The sequence below is a fragment of the Selenomonas sp. KH1T6 genome, from assembly GCF_900108415.1.
Taxonomy (GTDB): domain Bacteria; phylum Bacillota; class Negativicutes; order Selenomonadales; family Selenomonadaceae; genus Selenomonas_B; species Selenomonas_B ruminantium_A.
Genome location: NZ_FNWN01000012.1, coordinates 65,738 through 82,067 on the forward strand (window position 1 = coordinate 65,738; position 16,330 = coordinate 82,067).

Below are 16,330 nucleotides of genomic sequence, written 5' to 3' on the forward strand. Positions count from 1 at the left end.
AAGGAGACATAGTGGTGCTATGTCGACTGACGACAACGATGCCTATGGAGATTTAGACAAGTCAAATCTAAAATTTATTTATGAACAGTTCCTTACGAGAGGGTTAAACTTATTTATTTGGAAAAACGGGTATTCATGGCTTTGCCGTCAAAGCGGGAGAAGGCATCAAGGGCCTTGCCGCAGCCCAGAGCCACACAGCTCAGAGCATCCGTAGCCAGGGCCGCGGGAATCTGAGTCTCGCGACGTATGAGCTCATCGAGACCGTAGAGCATGGCACCGCCGCCGGTGAGCACGATGCCCCGGTCCATGATATCTGCAGCCAGTTCAGGCGGCGTATCCTCCAGCACCTTTTTCACACAGTCCACAATGGAGGTAACGGACTGGCAGACAGCCTCATGGGCCTGAGCCGTATTGATCTGCACGGTCTTGGGCAGGCCGGAAAGCAGATCGCGGCCGCGGATGTCCATGACCTCATTGCGGGCATCGGCAAAAGCCGCTCCCACCTCCATCTTGATGTTCTCGGCAGTGCGCTCGCCAATCATGAGGTTGAACTCTTTCTTCACATAGGCGATGATGTCAGTGTCGAACCTGTCACCAGCAATGCGCAGGCTGGCACTCTGGACGATGCCCCCCAGGGAAATCACAGCGATATCTGTGGTGCCGCCGCCGATATCCACCACCATGGAGCCGTAAGGCTCGGAAATATCCAGACCGGCACCGAGAGCTGCTGCCAGAGGCTCCTCGATCAGCTGGGTGTGGCGGGCCCCTGCCTGCTCAGCTGCCTCCTGCACGGCCCTCTGCTCCACCATGGTGACGCCGGAGGGAATGCAGATCATGATGCGGGGACGGAAGACGAAGCTCCTGCCCACAACCTTCTCAATGAAGTGCCTGAGCATGGTCTCGGTGATGTCATAGTCAGCGATGACACCTTCCCGCAAGGGGCGGATAGCCACGATGTTGCCCGGCGTGCGCCCAATCATGCGGCGTGCCTCCTCGCCGATGGCCAGCACCTTGTTGCTGTCCCTGTCCACTGCCACCACAGAAGGCTCGCGGAGCACGATGCCCTTGCCCTTCACATAAACCAGCACGTTTGCCGTGCCCAGATCGATGCCGATATCCATATTCATGCCAAACATAAAAACTACCCCTTACTATATATGAAACTTACGTATTTATCACTAGGTATTAAACCATGCTATATAATAACCTAAAACACCTTTCTATACAACACTTTTCAGCAAAACTTCACGGAAAAACAGCTTTACACGCACTACTCTAAATTGTCTAAAAAAAACCGCTTTAATTTCTATTTTTCACCGCATTGACAACTATTCTTTACGATGGTAGGATTGAACTAGATTCTAATGATATTTTTCACAAACCGGCCCGGTCCACCACAAAAATAACCTGGTCGGTTTTACTGTGCGGCTCGGGACTTCCGGGTTGCACTTCTATGTTACAGGGGGTTTTTGAAAAATGAACAACAGAAGAAAAATCGTTGTCATCGGTGCCAGCAATGTAGGTTCCGCCGTAGCCAACAAGATCGCTGATTTCCAGCTGGCTACTGAGGTAGCTCTCATCGACCTCAACGAGGACAAGGCTTGGGGCGAGGCTAAGGACTCCAGCCATGCCACTTCCTGCGTCTACAGCACCAACATCAAGTTCCACCTCGGCACCTATGAGGACTGCCGTGATGCAAACATCATCGTCATCACCGCTGGTCCCTCCATCCGCCCGGGCGAGACTCCGGACCGCCTGAAGCTGGCTGGCACCAACGCCAAGATCATGAGCTCCGTAATGGGCGAGATCGTGAAGTACACGAAGGAAGCCATGATCATCATGATCACCAACCCGCTTGATGTGGCAACTTATGTTGTTTCCACTCAGTTCGATTATCCCCGCAACCTCATCCTGGGCACCGGCACCATGCTGGAGACCTATCGTTTCCGCCGCATCCTGGCTGACAAGTACCAGGTGGATCCGAAGAACATCAACGGCTATGTTCTCGGTGAGCACGGCAACAGCGCTTTCGTAGCATGGTCCACCACCGGCTGTGCAGGCTTCGAGCTGGAGCACCTGGATGAGTACTTCCACCACACCGACAAGCTGGACAAGGCAGCTGTGGAGAACGAGCTGGTGCAGGTCGCTTACGACGTCATCAACAAGAAGGGCTTCACCAACACTGGTATCGCCATGGCAGCTTGCCGCTTCATCAAGGCTGTGCTGTACGATGAGCACACCATCCTGCCCTGCTCCGCAGTCATGGAAGGCGAGTATGGCCTCCACGATGTGGCCCTCTCCATTCCCCGCATGATCTGCTCCACTGGTATCATGCGCTCCTTCGAGGTACACCTCACCGATGCAGAGCTGGAGAAGCTCCATGCAGCAGCCAAGAGCGTCCGCGGCGCTCTCGATGGTGCAGGCATCAAGTAAGAATCACCCCCATACGAACTTCAAGGCCCCCGGCACATTGCCGGGGGCCTCTTTGTATTTAGACAAGTTCAGGACAGGGGCATGACATAAGCGGAACGTGTGAAATTTTTCCACAGGAAAAATTTCAAATGAAGCGTTGCCATGCTCCTGTCCTGAACGACTTTATCTGTTATGCCAACTAAAATCTCAAAATATGTCGCCTCTGCTGTAGAAGCCTCCGCCACTCTCGCGGCGTTTCTGCTTCAGGCGGTCACTCTTGAGGAGGGGCTTGCCGCTGGTGTCCTTGTATTTGTTGTAGGTTTTGGCCAGGAACTTGCCATCAGCCTCCCTCCTGCCATTGCCATCTTTCCTGCTCCCCCGCAGGTTATCGGTGAGACGCCGGGAAGCCAGATCCGCCCGCTTTTTGGCAAAGGTGGCAATGCAGGCCTTGCAGTAAAGGCCCTCGTCGATGGTCTTTCCACAGCCCCGACAAGGATGAGCAAAGATTGCCCTGCGTTCTCCCAAAAATCCTTCCTTGCTCATGCGTTTGAGAACTTTGCCGGAAAGGCCGGTTTCCCTGGCCAGGGTCATCATATCTGCCCCGGGATTGGCCTTGAGATAGTCACGCACTACCTGCCGCTCAGCATCCTGCTTTTCCCTGCAGGCGGGGCAGCAGCCCTCTCCATAGTCCACAAAGACCTTATGGCAATAGGGACAATTCTTCAGTTTACCTTCCATGCTGCCACACCCTTTCCTGTTTGGAATTCTTCAAAGGTGGTACTTCGACATAAGGCAGCAATAATCCTTCCATCAGAAAAGGAAACCGCACCAGACTGGCACAGTTTCCCTCATCTTCAATATTTCAGTTTTACGCCCCGGCCCCGGTGGAGTACATCTTGATTTCCTCCGGATTGTCCTCTATGCTCCAGACGCCGCAGGGGCAGACACCGGCGCAGACGCCGCAGCCGATGCACTTCTCCGGATCGGAGACGTATTCCCAGCTGCCGTCTTCTTTCTCCACGCGGGTGATGGCCTTCTCCGGGCAGGATTCCAGGCACATCTTGCAGTCACGGCAGGTGCCGCAGCTGACGCAGCGGGCGTGGTCTTCGGCCGCATCGCCCAGAGCGCAGTGATGGCACTTGTCGAAGTAAGCCTTGGAAAGGCGCTCAGCGGGAATCTTGGCCTTCTCCGGGAAGGGCACGGTTTCGCTGCCAGCCAAATACTGGTCAACATACCAGGCGGCCTTCCTGCCGCTGCCGATGGCATCAGTGAGGCGGCCCGGCTTGATGGTATCACCAGCCGTAAACACTCCTTTGGCAAGGCTCATATCAGCCTTAGGCACCACCCAGCTGCCCCGGAAGAACTCGATGCCCTCATTCTCAGGCAGGAAGTCCAGTTCCGGCTCCTCACCGATGGAGACGATGACCTGGTCAGCAGGAATGAACTGGCCGCCCTTGCCATAAACGCCCTCTTTGGTGATTTTCTCAGTGAAGAAGGGCCAGACCAGCTTGCCGCCCAGACCTTCGATGTAGTCGATTTCCTCCTTGAAGGCAGCGGGCTTCTGCACATCCACTGCCACCACGGACTCGGCTCCCATCTCATAGGCGCCGCGGCAGGTATCCATGCCGGAGTTGCCGGCACCGATGACAACCACGCGCTTGCCCGTGAGGGGCTTCTCGCCGCGGTTGATGGCCTTCAAATACTCAAGGCCCATGGTCAGAAGCTCCTTGCCCTCCCAGGGGAAGAAGCGGGACTTGGTGCCGCCGGCAGCCACCACTACTGCGTCATTCTCATTGCGCAGCTGGGCGAACTTCTCTTTATCAACCTTGCAGGAAGTGACGAACTCAACGCCCAGGGACTGGATGCGCTTCAGCTCTGCTTCCAGCAGCTCATGGGACAGGCGTCCACGGGGGATGACCTGCTCCAGCTTGCCGCCCATGCGCTCAGCTTCATCGTACACCGTGACGCTGTGACCCTTCAAGGCCAGCTGCCAGGCAGCGGAGAGACCGGCCACGCCGCCGCCCACCACGGCCACCTTCTTGCCCGTGGCCTCTGCAGCCTTGGGAGCAGGCAGGAAAGCGCTCTTGTAGCCCAAATCGCCAATCTGGATAGGCGTATCAATGGTACCACGGGTACAGCCTTCCATACAAGGGTTGGGGCAGACAGAGCCGCAGACAGAACCCGGGAACGGCGTGTACTTCAGTTCCAGCTGGAAAGCCTCGTCCAGCTTACCCTGACGAATGAGATTGTAGCGCTGCTGGGTGGGAATGCCCGTGGGGCAGGAGAATTCGCAGGGAGCTGCAAATTTCGCATTGTCCCAGGAGGGAATCCGCAGGCGGTAAAGGCCCGTGGACAGGGTATTGTGCACCTCGAAATCATCGTGGCACACATCGGCGAAGATGCCGCCCTTCACCCAATCGTGCAGGCGGAAGTCCTGCATGGACTGCTTCTTGGGAGCATTGGTAGTCTTTTCCTCAAAGGTGAGGGGACGGAGTTTCTTCCACTCGCTCCATTCGGACAGCTCAGCCAGCAGGTCCTCATGGCCTACCCGCAACAGGAAGTCCTGCATGCCGCCGGAGAGGAAATCGATATCCTCCTGAGCAAGCTCCGTGGAGACCATGTCTTTCGGCAGAGCCGGCACCGGGCCGCGCACATAGACAGTGCCGCCCACCATGCCCACGCAGGGACGCTCTCCCAGCACGGAGGGGAAGTCAGCGCAGTCATAGCCGCAGACCACAGCCTTGCCGCCGCCCATGAACTCGAAGGAGAAGGAACCCACGTTCTTCAAAATCCAAAGCTCAGGCTCCTCATACACCGGGTCATGCTTCATCAGGGAACCGGTACGGGTGCCGCCCCGGCCGCCGATGAAGATCTTGCCGCCGGAGGAGCAATGGCCTGCCGTATCGCCTGCATCGCCCCGGACGGTGATGATGCCGCCGGCGTTCAGCCAGCCCACATCAGCAGAGGCGGATTCTTCCACCAGGATTTCCGTCCCCGGCAGGGCCATGGAGCCCACGCGCTGACCGGCATTAGTCACATGGAATTTCAGCTTCTTCCCCTGGGGATGCCAGAGGGGGCCGCCGATATCATGCTGGCCGGAAGCCTTGATGTCAAAATCAGTTTCCCCAGCCCTGACCGCCGCTTCTATCTTCAGCAGCAGGTCCTGGGTGGACATGCGCTCATGTCCCTGCATTGTATCTATCTTAAACATTTCGCTAACCTCCAAATACGAAGAACGGCTCTTTGATAAGTTGCCCTCCGGGGAGCAGGGGGCTGGCAACGCTACGCACGGATAGTTGGCTAAAAATATTTTTTGCCTTTAATTAATCCTGCGCCCGCAGAACAACGCCCTGCGGTTGCGACGCAAAGCTAGTCCCTTTAGGGGAACGTATTCTGCGTGCACAGGGTTGGACGAATGCAAAAAATATTTTCTTGACGCCAACAACCCTTACGCTCCGCTTTTGCCAACCCCCGGCTCCCCCATCAGCAATGCTAACGTGAGTGTGGGACGGGGGTGTGGCATAAGCGGAACGTGTGGAATTTTACCATAAATCTTAGTGAGCACAAGCCTTGCTCTGCTTCGCAGAGCAAAGCGCAGTGGGAGCTTAGATTCTATGGTAAAAGTCCAAGTGAAGCGTTGTCATACCCCCGTCCCACACGCCTCATAATGCTAACTTCAGCAAACGTACTGCAGCCCCAGCTTCTCTGCCACGGCCTTGTCCGTAGACACCAGCGCGTCGCTGCGGCCGATAGGCAGGGAGCTGTTGCCGATGGGCGCCATGAGCTTCTTCAGCTCCGTATCGAAAGCCAGCACATAATCCACGATCTTCTGGGCTCCCTTGTCCACATCCAGCCGCTTCACCAGGCGCGGATCCTGGGTGCAGATACCCGTGGGGCACTTGCCCGTGTTGCAGGAGTTGCAGCGGCCCTGCTCGTTGCCCACGCAGCCCAGCAGCTGAATAAGGACCTTACCAACGAACACGCCGTTGGCGCCCAGGCACATCATCTTGAAGGCATCTGCTGCCGCATCGCCGGTCATGCCGATACCGCCGCCGCCGTAGAGGGGAATCTGCCCCTGGAGACCCTGCTTCACGGCTGCCAGATAGCAGTCGCGGATCTTGGACACCACAGGATGGCCCGTGTGGTCCAGGGAAATCTCATTAGCTGCGCCAGTACCGCCCTGGATGCCGTCCAGGAAGAAGCCGCCGCAGACCCGGTAGGGGTCACGAAGCAGGTTGTTGTAAACGGACACGGAAGTGGCGGAAGCCGCGCACTTGATGCCTACCGGCACCCGGAAACCAAAGGCCGCGCTCATGGAAAGGTGCATCTTCTGCACGGATTCCTCGATGGAGTAGAGGCCCTGATGGTTCGGCGGGGAGGCCAGCGTAGCCTTGGGCACGCCGCGGATGGCCTGGACATGCTCTGCCACCTTGGCGCTGGGCAGGAGGCCGCCGTCGCCGGGCTTGGCGCCCTGACCAATTTTGATGAGGATGCCCGCAGGGTCAGTCACCATGTGGGGCATGGCCTTGATGATGCGGTTCCAGCCGAAGTGGCCGGAAGCAATCTGTATAATGAAGTATTTGAGGTAATCGCTTTTCAGGAGGTTCCCCGGCATGCCGCCCTCACCGGAGCTCATGCGCACCGGCAGGCCGCATTTCTCGTTGAGATAGCCAACGGCCAAAGCCACAGCCTCCCAGGCGCGGGTGGACAGGGCGCCGATGGACATATCCGAGAAAATCAAGGGATAAATCCAGTTTACCGGCGGGGTCTGCCCGGAGGGCACCAGCTTGCCGTTCTCCACCTTCAGGGGCAGGTCCTTGGCGGACAGCACCCGGCCGAAGGGAGCGCGGATATCGAAAGTATGGCGGGCAGCATCCAGAGACGGGTCAGTCATCTGGGAGATACGGCCTACCACGATGGAATCCAGAGTGCGCTGGGCATTCAGGTTCGTACGGCCGCCACGCTTCACAGGACCGCTGTCCTTGGACAGCAGGGTCTTGCGGGTATCAGGATTCCGCACCGGGCGGATGGCGCCGTTGGGGCAGATTTTCTCGCACATGCCGCAGCCACGGCAGAAGTCCGTGAGGCTGGCCACCTGCTTGATGACGGGACGGGCCTCGAACTTGTGCTTCGGTGTGGGCTGGCCCTCTTCGCTTACCGTCAGGGAGTGTCCCTCCACCGCCACCTTGATGGCCTTGAAGGAGCATCCTGCCACGCAGCTGCCGCACATGGTGCAGCGGCTGGGGTCGTATTCTATCTTCCAAGTGAGGTCATTGACGCTCACGTCCTGGGTTCTTACTGCCTGCATCTCGTTACCTCCAGATTGTCGTCAATGAGCACGATTTCCCTCTCGTGGGGATAGATGTCCAGGGACTCATCCCTCTCCGGCATGATCTCGTTGATGCCGCAGACCTCAGAGGAAATAGCCACCATGGTATCCGTGCGCCCCACCACTACCGGGCGCAGCTTCTTGGAATCACAGCAGGTCATCATGCGGCCGTCCGGCAGTACGCCGATGACCGTATTGGGCCCGTTGATTTCCAGATTGGCCAGGGACTGGCGGATATCCAGCAATACCTCTTTGTCCTCACGCTGCTGAATTTCCTCAAAGGGCAGCGGCGTAATCACATGCTTGTAATAGTCAAGAGGCCACTGGAGCTCGTGATGCACATAGTGGAGAGTGTTCAGGAAGCACTGGGAATCGGACTCGAAGCCAATGTAGCCCCGGTGCAGGCTGGCCTGGAACTCCTTGTTCTTGGTATAGAAGGTATTCTCGCCATTGGCGCAGAGGGTGTAGCCCTGCAGGAAGAAGGGGTGAGCCGCATAGCGCACGATGTCGTAGTTGGTATTCTGGCGGCACTGGGCCACGATGCTCTTGGCAGCCAGGCAGCCATTGTCCTCCCAAAGGTGGAAGTAGGTGGCGATATCCCTGGGGTCGCCGATTTCCTTCAGGGTCAGCACATCCGGCCAGAAGGAATAGACAAAACCAGCATTGTTCTCCTCAAGGATTTTCCTCAGAGCCAGGCGGGTGTCCAGCAGCAGGTCTGCCTTCTCCCTGTCGCTCATGCGCTCTGCATCCTCGGGGTAATCGTAGTTGCGGAAGATGTAATAAGGCATAGCCTTGATATCCAGGCCCGGACGCTTGTCAGGGATGGGAATCCACTCTGCCAGCTGGACAAAGTTATGGGCATCCATGTAGTCCTCCACCAGCTGAGCGCCCTTCTGGGTGCAGGCCAGGGAAAGCAAAGGCTTGTCTTTGTAGCCGGAGAAGATTCCGTAAAGATCCTGCATCACCATGGCAAAGCCGGAATTGTCATGCCCCTCCTGCTGAGGCAGCATCAGATGAAGTGCCTTGGAAGGCTGGATGGGTACCTTGCTTTTGATTGACCCTATTCTGCACATAATGGACTCCCTTTCCAATACAAAATTTACATAGAATCCGTACCAAAGGAATCTAAGTCCTTTACACGCGGATTTTTCGTTACAACGTAAGTATTATTATAGGAACTATGTAAACTCTTGTCAATTAGGGGGAAGCATTTTTCTATAAGTATACATAATACCTTGTATAATTATTATTTCATATTTGCATAGTTTGGATTTTTCAGTCTAAAGGTATTTCTATTTTTATGTCGAATTGAGAAAAATAAACACAATAATTTACAGTCAGGAGGAATAGATATGGCACGCAAGATTACCGATAAAGTCACCTGGGTTGGCAAGATTGACTGGGAACTGGAAGAGTTCCACGGACACGAATTCACCACCCGCAAAGGTTCCTCTTACAATTCCTATTTAATAAGGGACGAAAAGACCGCCCTCATAGATACCGTCTGGAAACCCTTTGACGAGGAATTCGTGGCAAACCTCAAGCGTGAGGTTGACCTTTCCTCTATCGACTATATAATAATGAACCATAACGAGATAGACCACAGCGGCGCCCTGCCCGCTCTCATGCGGGAGATCCCCGATACCCCCATCTACTGCACCAGGAAGGGTGAGGAAATCATCCGGGGCCATTACCACGCAGACTGGAACTTCGTCAACGTCAAGACCGGTGACAGGCTGAGCCTGGGGGCTGCCGAGCTTATCTTTATAGAGGCACCCATGCTCCACTGGCCCGACACCATGTTCACCTATCTCACCGGTGAAAACATCCTCTTCAGCAACGACGGCTTCGGCCAGCACTATGCCACTGAGAGCCTGTATAACGATGCGGCCGACCAGGGAGAGCTTTGGGCAGAAGCTGTAAAATACTACGCCAATATCCTCAACCCCTTCAGCCCCATGGTGGCCCGCAAGCTGGCAGAAATCCAGAAACTGGACCTGCCCCTGCAGCTCATCTGCCCCAGCCACGGGGTAATCTGGAAGGACAATCCCGCACAGATTGTGGAAGCCTATGCCAAATGGGCAGCCGCCTATCAGGAGAACCAGGTGACCCTCATCTACGACAGCATGTGGAACGCCACCCGCCGCATGGCCGAGTGCATCGCCGAAGGCATCAAAGAAGCCGCCCCGGAAACAACCGTGAAGCTCTACAACGCCGCCGTAGACGACAAGACAGAAATCTGCACGGAGGTTTTCAAGTCAAAAGCCATCCTCATAGGCTCATCCACCGTGAACAACGGCTATCTCTACTCCATCGCCGGTATCCTGGAAATGATCAAGGGCCTGAAATTCAAGCAGAAAAAAGCCGCCGCCTTCGGCAGCTACGGCTGGAGCGGCGAAGCTGTGAAACAGCTGAGCGAATATCTTGAAAAGAGCGGGTTCGCCTTAGTCAATGAGGGCCTGCGCTGCCCATGGCAGCCGGACGAAACGAAACTTGAGGAGTGCAGGGCATACGGCAGAGAATTTGCCAAGAGCCTCTAACCAAACTAACGTAAGTGAGGGACAGGGGCATGGCAAAAGCGGAACGTGTGGAATTTTTCCATAAATCTTAGCGAGCGCAAACCGCCGCAGGCGGTGCAGCGGGAGCTTAGATTCTATGGAAAAATTCCAAGTGAAGCGTTGCCATGCCCCTGCCCCGAACGCCTTAGAACGCCTTAGCATCGCTTGCTACAGAAAGGACTCACCTATACCTATGAACAAAAACCTATCCAACTCAGAACTAGCAAAAATCCTCTACGACCTGGCCGGCGGCCCCGCCAATGTGGAATCCGCCTACAACTGCATGACCCGCCTGCGCTTTCTGCTGAAAGACACAAAGGCCGCCGACCAAGAGGCCATGAAACGTGTCCCTGGCGTCCTGGGCACCAATCTCATGGAGCAGGAACTCCAGGTCATCCTTGGCCCGGGCAAAGCACTGGCCGTAACCAATGCCCTGCTGGAGCAAATCAAACAAGAGCCCTCCCGTCCCGCCATCGGGGACGGCAAAGCCCTCCATGAAGAAATACGCCAGAAGAACAACACCCCAGTCAAGGCTTTCTTCAAGAAAATCGCCAGCATCTTCCTGCCCCTGATCCCCGCCTTCATCGGCTGCGGCCTCCTGACAGGCATCCTGGCCATCGCCGCCAAGATTGACCCCAGCCTCACCGCCTCCCCCCTCTGGCAGACCCTGGCAACCCTGGGCGGCGCCATCTTCTGGGGCATGAACCTCTTCGTAGGCTGGCAGGCCGCCAAAGTCTTCGGCGGCACCCCCATTTTGGGCGGTGCCCTGGCCGCCTTTGTCAGCCACCCGGGGCTCAAGGGCATCGAGCTTTTCGGCAACGAACTGCTGCCGGGCAGGGGCGGCATTATTTCCGTGATACTGATAGCAGCTTTAGCAGTATTCATTGAGAAGCGGCTTCACAAGCTGGTGCCGGAAATGCTTGACCTCTTCGTCACCCCCTGCCTGACCCTGCTGCTTTCGGGGCTGGCCGCCGTGCTTGTATTCCAGCCCATCGGCGGCGCCATCGCCTCCGCCATCGGCCAGGCCGCCACCGCCTCCATCACAGACGGAGGCGCCCCCGTAGGAGCCATCCTGGCCGGCATCTGGCTGCCCATGGTGATGATGGGTGTCCATCAGGTCTTCACCCCCATCCATGTGGCCCTGCTGGAACAATACGGTGTCACCATCCTCCTGCCCGTACTGGCCATGGCCGGGGCTGGCCAGGTAGGGGCAGCCATCGCCATCTATTTCAAGACCAAGAACAAATTCCTCAAGAAAACCATTCTCTCAGCCCTGCCAGTAGGCATGATGGGCGTAGGCGAACCCCTCATCTACGGCGTGACCCTCCCCTTGGGCAAGCCCTTCCTAGGTGCCTGCCTGGGAGCCACCGTAGGAGGCGCCATCGAAGCCGGAGCCGCAGTTGGCGCAGGCGCCATAGGCATCTCCGGCCTGCCCCTGGCCCCCACGGTGAACAACATCCCCGTGTACCTCTTAGGCCTGGTGGCCAGCTACGCCGCCGGCTTCGCAGCTACCTGGCTGCTGGGGTTCGACGACCCGGAGGAGACGGAACTCCCCAAATCCATGTAACCACAAAAAGGCGGCCACGGCGGGCCGCCTTTGCTATTTCTGCACAACTACTAACTATCATGCAAAAGTGTAAACACAAAACGTAAAGCAAAAACGTAAAATTATCGTCACAAACAGCAAATTTCTATCCCAAAACGTAAAATTGGCCCCCAAAACGTAAAATATGCAAACAAAACGTAAAACATAAAATCTGCATGATCTAAATAATTTATTAGTAAACAGGGTCATAATAAAAAGATATTTGTATTATCTCACTGCGTTTTTACTCAACCAAACTTTAGTGAAGGCAAACTGAGCAGAACTGCTGGCAGGAAACAAGTTGCAATGACACGAATATATGGGCAAAGCCCATTCTTCATCTACGGAGGTGACGATATGTTTCCTGTCAATACAATTCTATCCTTCGCTCTCCTTTTCCTCTTGCTCCTGCCCTGCGCTGAGGCGGCGGATGCTTATGCGGATGAGAGCGTGCTGCCTTTGGTGCTTGAGCGCCATGTGGAGCGCGTTGGTCCCCGGATTGATACGGGGGGACTGGATATTTGCCTGAGCCATGCCTCTCTCAATCTGCGAAGCTATATACGTACTTACAGCAAGCTCTATGGGCGCCTGGATGCTCATAGTTCTGAACAGACCCTCTCTCACCACTACGGCATGACTAACTACATAAAAAAAGCTGCCCAGATACATGAGCAGCGGCTGGCCGACGGAGTGCCGGTAGATGGGGTATTCTTCCGGGAGCGGGAGCTCTTTATCCGCCGGGCGGATACAGTGGCGGTGAGTTTCTTGGAGCGCAATCTCATCCATGAAGGCGGGCCCTCACTGGCTGGAGATCTGCACAGTGTCTACGGGCGAAATATCGATACGGAGAGCGGCAAATATATCACCCTGCCTGATGTGTTCACCGATGCTGAAGGGCTGGCTTCTGCCATCGCAACACAATTGCGCCGGGACTACACAGCCGCCCCCTTCGGGGATAATCTGGAGGCTGCTGTCTTCCACTGCCTGCAGGAGGGTGACAAGCTCATAACCTCCCATCACGGCGGCACCTACACAGCCGAAGGCAATGAGGGAGTGGGCACCTGGACCCTGGAGCCCCGGGGCGCCACTTTCTACTTCAATCCGCCGGGCCTGGGGCCTGTGCGGGCTGGCATTTACTGCGCTACCATCCTCTTTGATGAATACCCGGAGCTTTTCAAGGAAAAATACCGCCGCGGTCCTGCCTCCTACGCTATTGAGCTGATGCCCGGCCTGCCGGTGCGCACTATCCTGACCAATGGAAAAGGGGCCGCCGTCGGCATTTACCAAACGGATTCCGGCCCCTATCTGAACTTTGGTCCCCTGCACTATCAGGACGAACCTGCCAAGGATATTCGCCCTGTCCTGGCAAGTCTGTCGGACGGGCGCAGCTTTCTCTATGTAGATGCCCTGATGGAAAGCGGAACGGCATCACATCATGAGCTGCGGGTATTTTCCTTCAATGACGAAGCCATAACACGGCAGGTCACGGCAGAAACCTCCTGCTTCGCTCCAGATTCCGGCTTCCTTCACTTTCCGCCTTTCAGCTTGCCCCCTGCAAATAAATCGCTGGCACCCTGATACCAGGTGATGGCTTCCTGTTCCAGCGCCTCATCCCGGGGCAGGGTGCGGTAGCGGCTTTGCTCAAAATCCTCTATCCCGTAAGTTTCCGAATGCTTCCCCGGCTTCAGGATAATCAGCTTGTCCCCCTTCACATAGCCCATGCTCTGATAGGTGCTGATGAAGGCCCTGTCCCCTGACTCCGGGCTGTGGAAGATATCACGGCCCATAAAGGAGGCTTCATAGGAAAGCCCCAGCATCCCCAGCAGGGTAGGCGCCAGGTCCATCTGGCTGATAAGTCGGTCTGTCTGCCCCGGCTCTATCAGACCGGGGGCGTAGATAAGGCAGGGAATGTGGTAGCGGCTGATGGGAAGCTCTGCCTTGCCGGCGGCCCGAGACTGATGGTCGGCCACGATCACGAAAACCGTATGGTCAAACCAGGTCATCTCCCTGGCCCGCTGGAGGAAATCCCAGATGGCCCAGTCCGTATAGAGGACGGCAGATTCCCGCACCCCCTGCGGGGCATCCACACGCCCCTCGGGGAAGGTGTAAGGGCTGTGATTGGTGGTGGTCATGACCATTTCCAGCGCCCGTTCCCCCTTGGCCTCGTGCTCGTCCAGCGCCTTCATCACCTGAGTGAAAAGCACTTCATCTGCCACGCCCCAGGCGGTTTCCTGTATGACCTCTTCCTGTGGTATATCCACCCTGTCCCGGATGGTGTAGCCATTGCCGGAGAAAAAGCCATTCATATTGTCAAAATAGCCATAGCCGCCGTAGACAAAGTCCCTGGCATAGCCGTTCTGGCGCAGGGCCTCTCCCAGGGTGGAGAGGTTTTCCGTCCCCGGCCGCCGCAGGATGGATTGTCCCGGCGTGGGGGGCACCGCAAGGCTGAGAGCCTCCAGCCCCCGCACGGTACGGGTTCCCGTGGCATACATGCGGGTAAAGATAAAGGACTCCCCCGCCAGCTCATCAAGATGAGGGGTATAGGACGTTGCGCCGCCAAAGACCCCGCAGTAGTCAGAGCTCAGGCTCTCCACGGTGATGAAGACGATATGGGGCTTTTTCATACTCAATCCGTTGTCATTTTCCACCCGGCGCCTTATGCCATCCTCCTCTACATAAGCGGCATTGGGGGCCGCCAGCAGCTGCCGCAGGCGAAACAGTGTCAGGCTGCGGTCTTCTTCGGGATAGAACTGATGATAGTCCAGCTCATTGGCAAAAAAGGCGTGCACAAAACCATAAGGCCCATTGCCGGATAATTCGATATTGTACTGATTTGGGCTGACCTTTTCCCGCCAGTCATCCCTGGTGTTCGTAGTGACCAGAGTCAGAATGAGCAGGATGAGCAGCCCTTCCAGCGCCAGCCGCCGGGGCTCCTTCTGCCGAAAGGGCGGCTGCAGGTATTTGGCCTGCCACCAGGCCAGCCCTCCCGCTGCCAGCAGGAGAACCGGGATAATCACCCCCACGGGATAGGCTTCAACTATGTTGCCCAGCATTTCCGTGGTGTAGATGAGGTAATCCACCGCAATGAAGTTGAAATTCGTGTGAAATTCCTGCCAAAAGAAAAACAGGGAAGCAGAGGAAAAGGCCAGCAGGAAATTCATCAGGAATCCCGCCCCCAGCACCAGCCCCCGCCCCCATTTCCTGTTCAGCCAGGAAGTGGGCAGGATGAGCAGCAATAGTGCTGGCGGCAGCACAAAAAAGAGCGCTGAGCAGGCATCATAGCCCAGCCCCAGGGCGAAGGTCTTTGCCACCTCCCCCACCCTTAGGGAAACACTGTCAAAACTGCTCAAAAACAAGACCAGGCGCAAAACAGACTGGCTGACCACGAAAGTGACAAACAAGGCCCCCAGATAGCGCATACGGTGAAAATTCATGCCACACATCCTTCGGAAAATCAAAGCCCCTTGTCCCGGAGCACTTTCTCAATCTCTTCATAAACCGGCACTTTCACACCGGCTCTGGCGGCCATTCTGACCACCTCATAGGCAAGCCCCTCCACTTCCGATGGCCTGCCTGCTTCTACGTCCCTCTGCATGGAGGAAGTGGCTTCGTCAACCATATCATCCACCAGCTTCAGGTTTATTTCCAGCATATCCTCAGGCAGTTTGATATCCTGCGCCTTGGCAATGGCCATGAGCTCTTTCACCAAGGCGATGAATTTCTCCCGATAGGCACCGCCCTCATGCAGGTCGGCGCCTCTTGTGCCGTAGGCGGCTCCCAAAGAAGCCATAGGGGAAATGAGGGTGAATTTGCGGAAGCAGTCAGCCTCTATCTGGTGGGAGTGGGCAGCCTTAGCCCCCGCCTCCGTCAGCTCTGCAGTGAGCTTGTCCAGAACAGGTTCTGCCAGCTGTGAAACCGACTCAGATGTGCCCCGGCGCAGGCCGTAGACCACCCGGAAGAGATTGCCCCCCATCTTGATATGGCCCGGCTCCCCCTTCTGGCTGAAGATGTAGATGCAGCCGTCAGTGACGATTTTCTCCGGCAGCTCCTCCTGCAGCCTGCCGCCGGTGCCGTAGATATTCAGGATGGGGATGATGAGGGTATGGCTTCCTGCCGCCTGCTGCAGGAAGGGCGCAGCCTCTGACATGGAATAGCCCTTGAGGCAGACAAAGACAATATCCGGGGTCTCAGCGCCTGCCTGCAGGTAGCCAGGCATATCATAGGCGGGGACTTTCACCGTGAAGCTCTCCTCAGGCAAATCTACAGTGAGGCCCTCCTTCTGTATAGCTGCCAAATGGCTGCCCCGGGCAATCAGAGCGACCTCCTGCCCTGCCCGCGCCAAAAATCCTGCCAGAGCACCGCCAGTACCGCCTGCGCCGATGATCAAATATCTCATTTTCGCTCCCCCTTACAAACTATGAACCGCTGAACAACTCTCATATCAAT

Annotated in this window: 11 protein-coding genes; 4 read left to right on the forward strand and 7 right to left on the reverse strand. The window is 56.4% G+C overall.

The window, feature by feature from the left end:
- Positions 1-113 precede the first annotated feature (113 nt).
- Positions 114-1,136 (reverse strand): rod shape-determining protein, encoded by a 1,023-nt coding sequence (locus BLW59_RS09020; protein ID WP_074697524.1) that lies wholly within the window; start codon positions 1,134-1,136, stop codon positions 114-116.
- A gap of 340 nt (positions 1,137-1,476) precedes the next feature.
- On the opposite strand from BLW59_RS09020, the gene BLW59_RS09025 reads away from it, so the two are divergent.
- A complete protein-coding gene (locus BLW59_RS09025; protein ID WP_074697525.1) occupies positions 1,477-2,433 on the forward strand; it encodes an L-lactate dehydrogenase in 957 nt (318 codons plus the stop codon).
- Positions 2,434-2,619: 186 nt separating this feature from the next.
- On the opposite strand, the gene BLW59_RS09030 is transcribed toward BLW59_RS09025, so the two are convergent.
- The 4 genes from BLW59_RS09030 to BLW59_RS09045 all read right to left on the reverse strand — a co-directional run bounded on the left by BLW59_RS09030 (position 2,620) and on the right by BLW59_RS09045 (position 8,814).
- Positions 2,620-3,150: a hypothetical protein gene (locus BLW59_RS09030; protein ID WP_074697526.1), complete on the reverse strand. Its 531-nt coding sequence runs from the start codon at positions 3,148-3,150 to the stop codon at positions 2,620-2,622.
- A 130-nt stretch (positions 3,151-3,280) separates the two neighbouring features.
- A complete protein-coding gene (locus BLW59_RS09035) occupies positions 3,281-5,623 on the reverse strand; it encodes an FAD-dependent oxidoreductase (protein WP_029542812.1) in 2,343 nt (780 codons plus the stop codon).
- Between the two features lie 465 nt (positions 5,624-6,088).
- The gene (locus tag BLW59_RS09040; protein ID WP_074697527.1) at positions 6,089-7,720 is read right to left on the reverse strand and encodes a glutamate synthase-related protein; all 1,632 of its coding nucleotides are present in this window, start codon (positions 7,718-7,720) and stop codon (positions 6,089-6,091) included.
- Positions 7,708-8,814, reverse strand: a complete 1,107-nt coding sequence (locus BLW59_RS09045) for a glutamate synthase (RefSeq protein WP_074697528.1) — start codon at positions 8,812-8,814, stop codon at positions 7,708-7,710. The genes BLW59_RS09040 and BLW59_RS09045 overlap by 13 nt, the downstream gene beginning before the upstream one ends.
- 279 nt (positions 8,815-9,093) lie before the next feature.
- On the opposite strand from BLW59_RS09045, the gene BLW59_RS09050 reads away from it, so the two are divergent.
- From BLW59_RS09050 to BLW59_RS09060, 3 genes are all read left to right on the forward strand, one after another.
- Positions 9,094-10,281 carry an anaerobic nitric oxide reductase flavorubredoxin gene (locus BLW59_RS09050; RefSeq protein WP_074697529.1) on the forward strand — a complete coding sequence of 396 codons (1,188 nt, stop codon included), beginning with the start codon at positions 9,094-9,096 and terminating at the stop codon, positions 10,279-10,281.
- A gap of 211 nt (positions 10,282-10,492) precedes the next feature.
- Positions 10,493-11,866 carry a PTS transporter subunit EIIC gene (locus BLW59_RS09055; protein ID WP_074697530.1) on the forward strand — a complete coding sequence of 458 codons (1,374 nt, stop codon included), beginning with the start codon at positions 10,493-10,495 and terminating at the stop codon, positions 11,864-11,866.
- 375 nt (positions 11,867-12,241) lie between these two features.
- Positions 12,242-13,462, forward strand: a complete 1,221-nt coding sequence (locus BLW59_RS09060; RefSeq protein WP_074697531.1) for a hypothetical protein — start codon at positions 12,242-12,244, stop codon at positions 13,460-13,462.
- On the opposite strand, the gene BLW59_RS09065 is transcribed toward BLW59_RS09060, so the two are convergent.
- Complete coding sequence (locus BLW59_RS09065) at positions 13,411-15,318, reverse strand: LTA synthase family protein (RefSeq protein WP_175463399.1); 1,908 nt, start codon at positions 15,316-15,318, stop codon at positions 13,411-13,413. The two genes, BLW59_RS09060 and BLW59_RS09065, sit on opposite strands and share 52 nt — an antisense overlap.
- A gap of 20 nt (positions 15,319-15,338) precedes the next feature.
- On the reverse strand, positions 15,339-16,280 hold the full coding sequence (locus tag BLW59_RS09070; RefSeq protein WP_029542798.1) for a ketopantoate reductase family protein: 942 nt from the start codon (positions 16,278-16,280) through the stop codon (positions 15,339-15,341).
- Positions 16,281-16,330: the final 50 nt, after the last annotated feature.

Bases quoted from the DNA above. Each gene is read 5' to 3' on its own strand.
- BLW59_RS09060 (WP_074697531.1), top strand. From the start codon at position 12,242: ATGTTTCCTGTCAATACAATTCTATCCTTCGCTCTCCTTTTCCTCTTG.
- BLW59_RS09050 (WP_074697529.1), top strand. From the start codon at position 9,094: ATGGCACGCAAGATTACCGATAAAGTCACCTGGGTTGGCAAGATTGAC.
- BLW59_RS09025 (WP_074697525.1), top strand. From the start codon at position 1,477: ATGAACAACAGAAGAAAAATCGTTGTCATCGGTGCCAGCAATGTAGGT.
- BLW59_RS09070 (WP_029542798.1), bottom strand. From the start codon at position 16,280: ATGAGATATTTGATCATCGGCGCAGGCGGTACTGGCGGTGCTCTGGCA.
- BLW59_RS09030 (WP_074697526.1), bottom strand. From the start codon at position 3,150: ATGGAAGGTAAACTGAAGAATTGTCCCTATTGCCATAAGGTCTTTGTG.
- BLW59_RS09040 (WP_074697527.1), bottom strand. From the start codon at position 7,720: ATGCAGGCAGTAAGAACCCAGGACGTGAGCGTCAATGACCTCACTTGG.
- BLW59_RS09045 (WP_074697528.1), bottom strand. From the start codon at position 8,814: ATGTGCAGAATAGGGTCAATCAAAAGCAAGGTACCCATCCAGCCTTCC.
- BLW59_RS09065 (WP_175463399.1), bottom strand. From the start codon at position 15,318: ATGAATTTTCACCGTATGCGCTATCTGGGGGCCTTGTTTGTCACTTTC.
- BLW59_RS09035 (WP_029542812.1), bottom strand. From the start codon at position 5,623: ATGTTTAAGATAGATACAATGCAGGGACATGAGCGCATGTCCACCCAG.
- BLW59_RS09055 (WP_074697530.1), top strand. From the start codon at position 10,493: ATGAACAAAAACCTATCCAACTCAGAACTAGCAAAAATCCTCTACGAC.
- BLW59_RS09020 (WP_074697524.1), bottom strand. From the start codon at position 1,136: ATGTTTGGCATGAATATGGATATCGGCATCGATCTGGGCACGGCAAAC.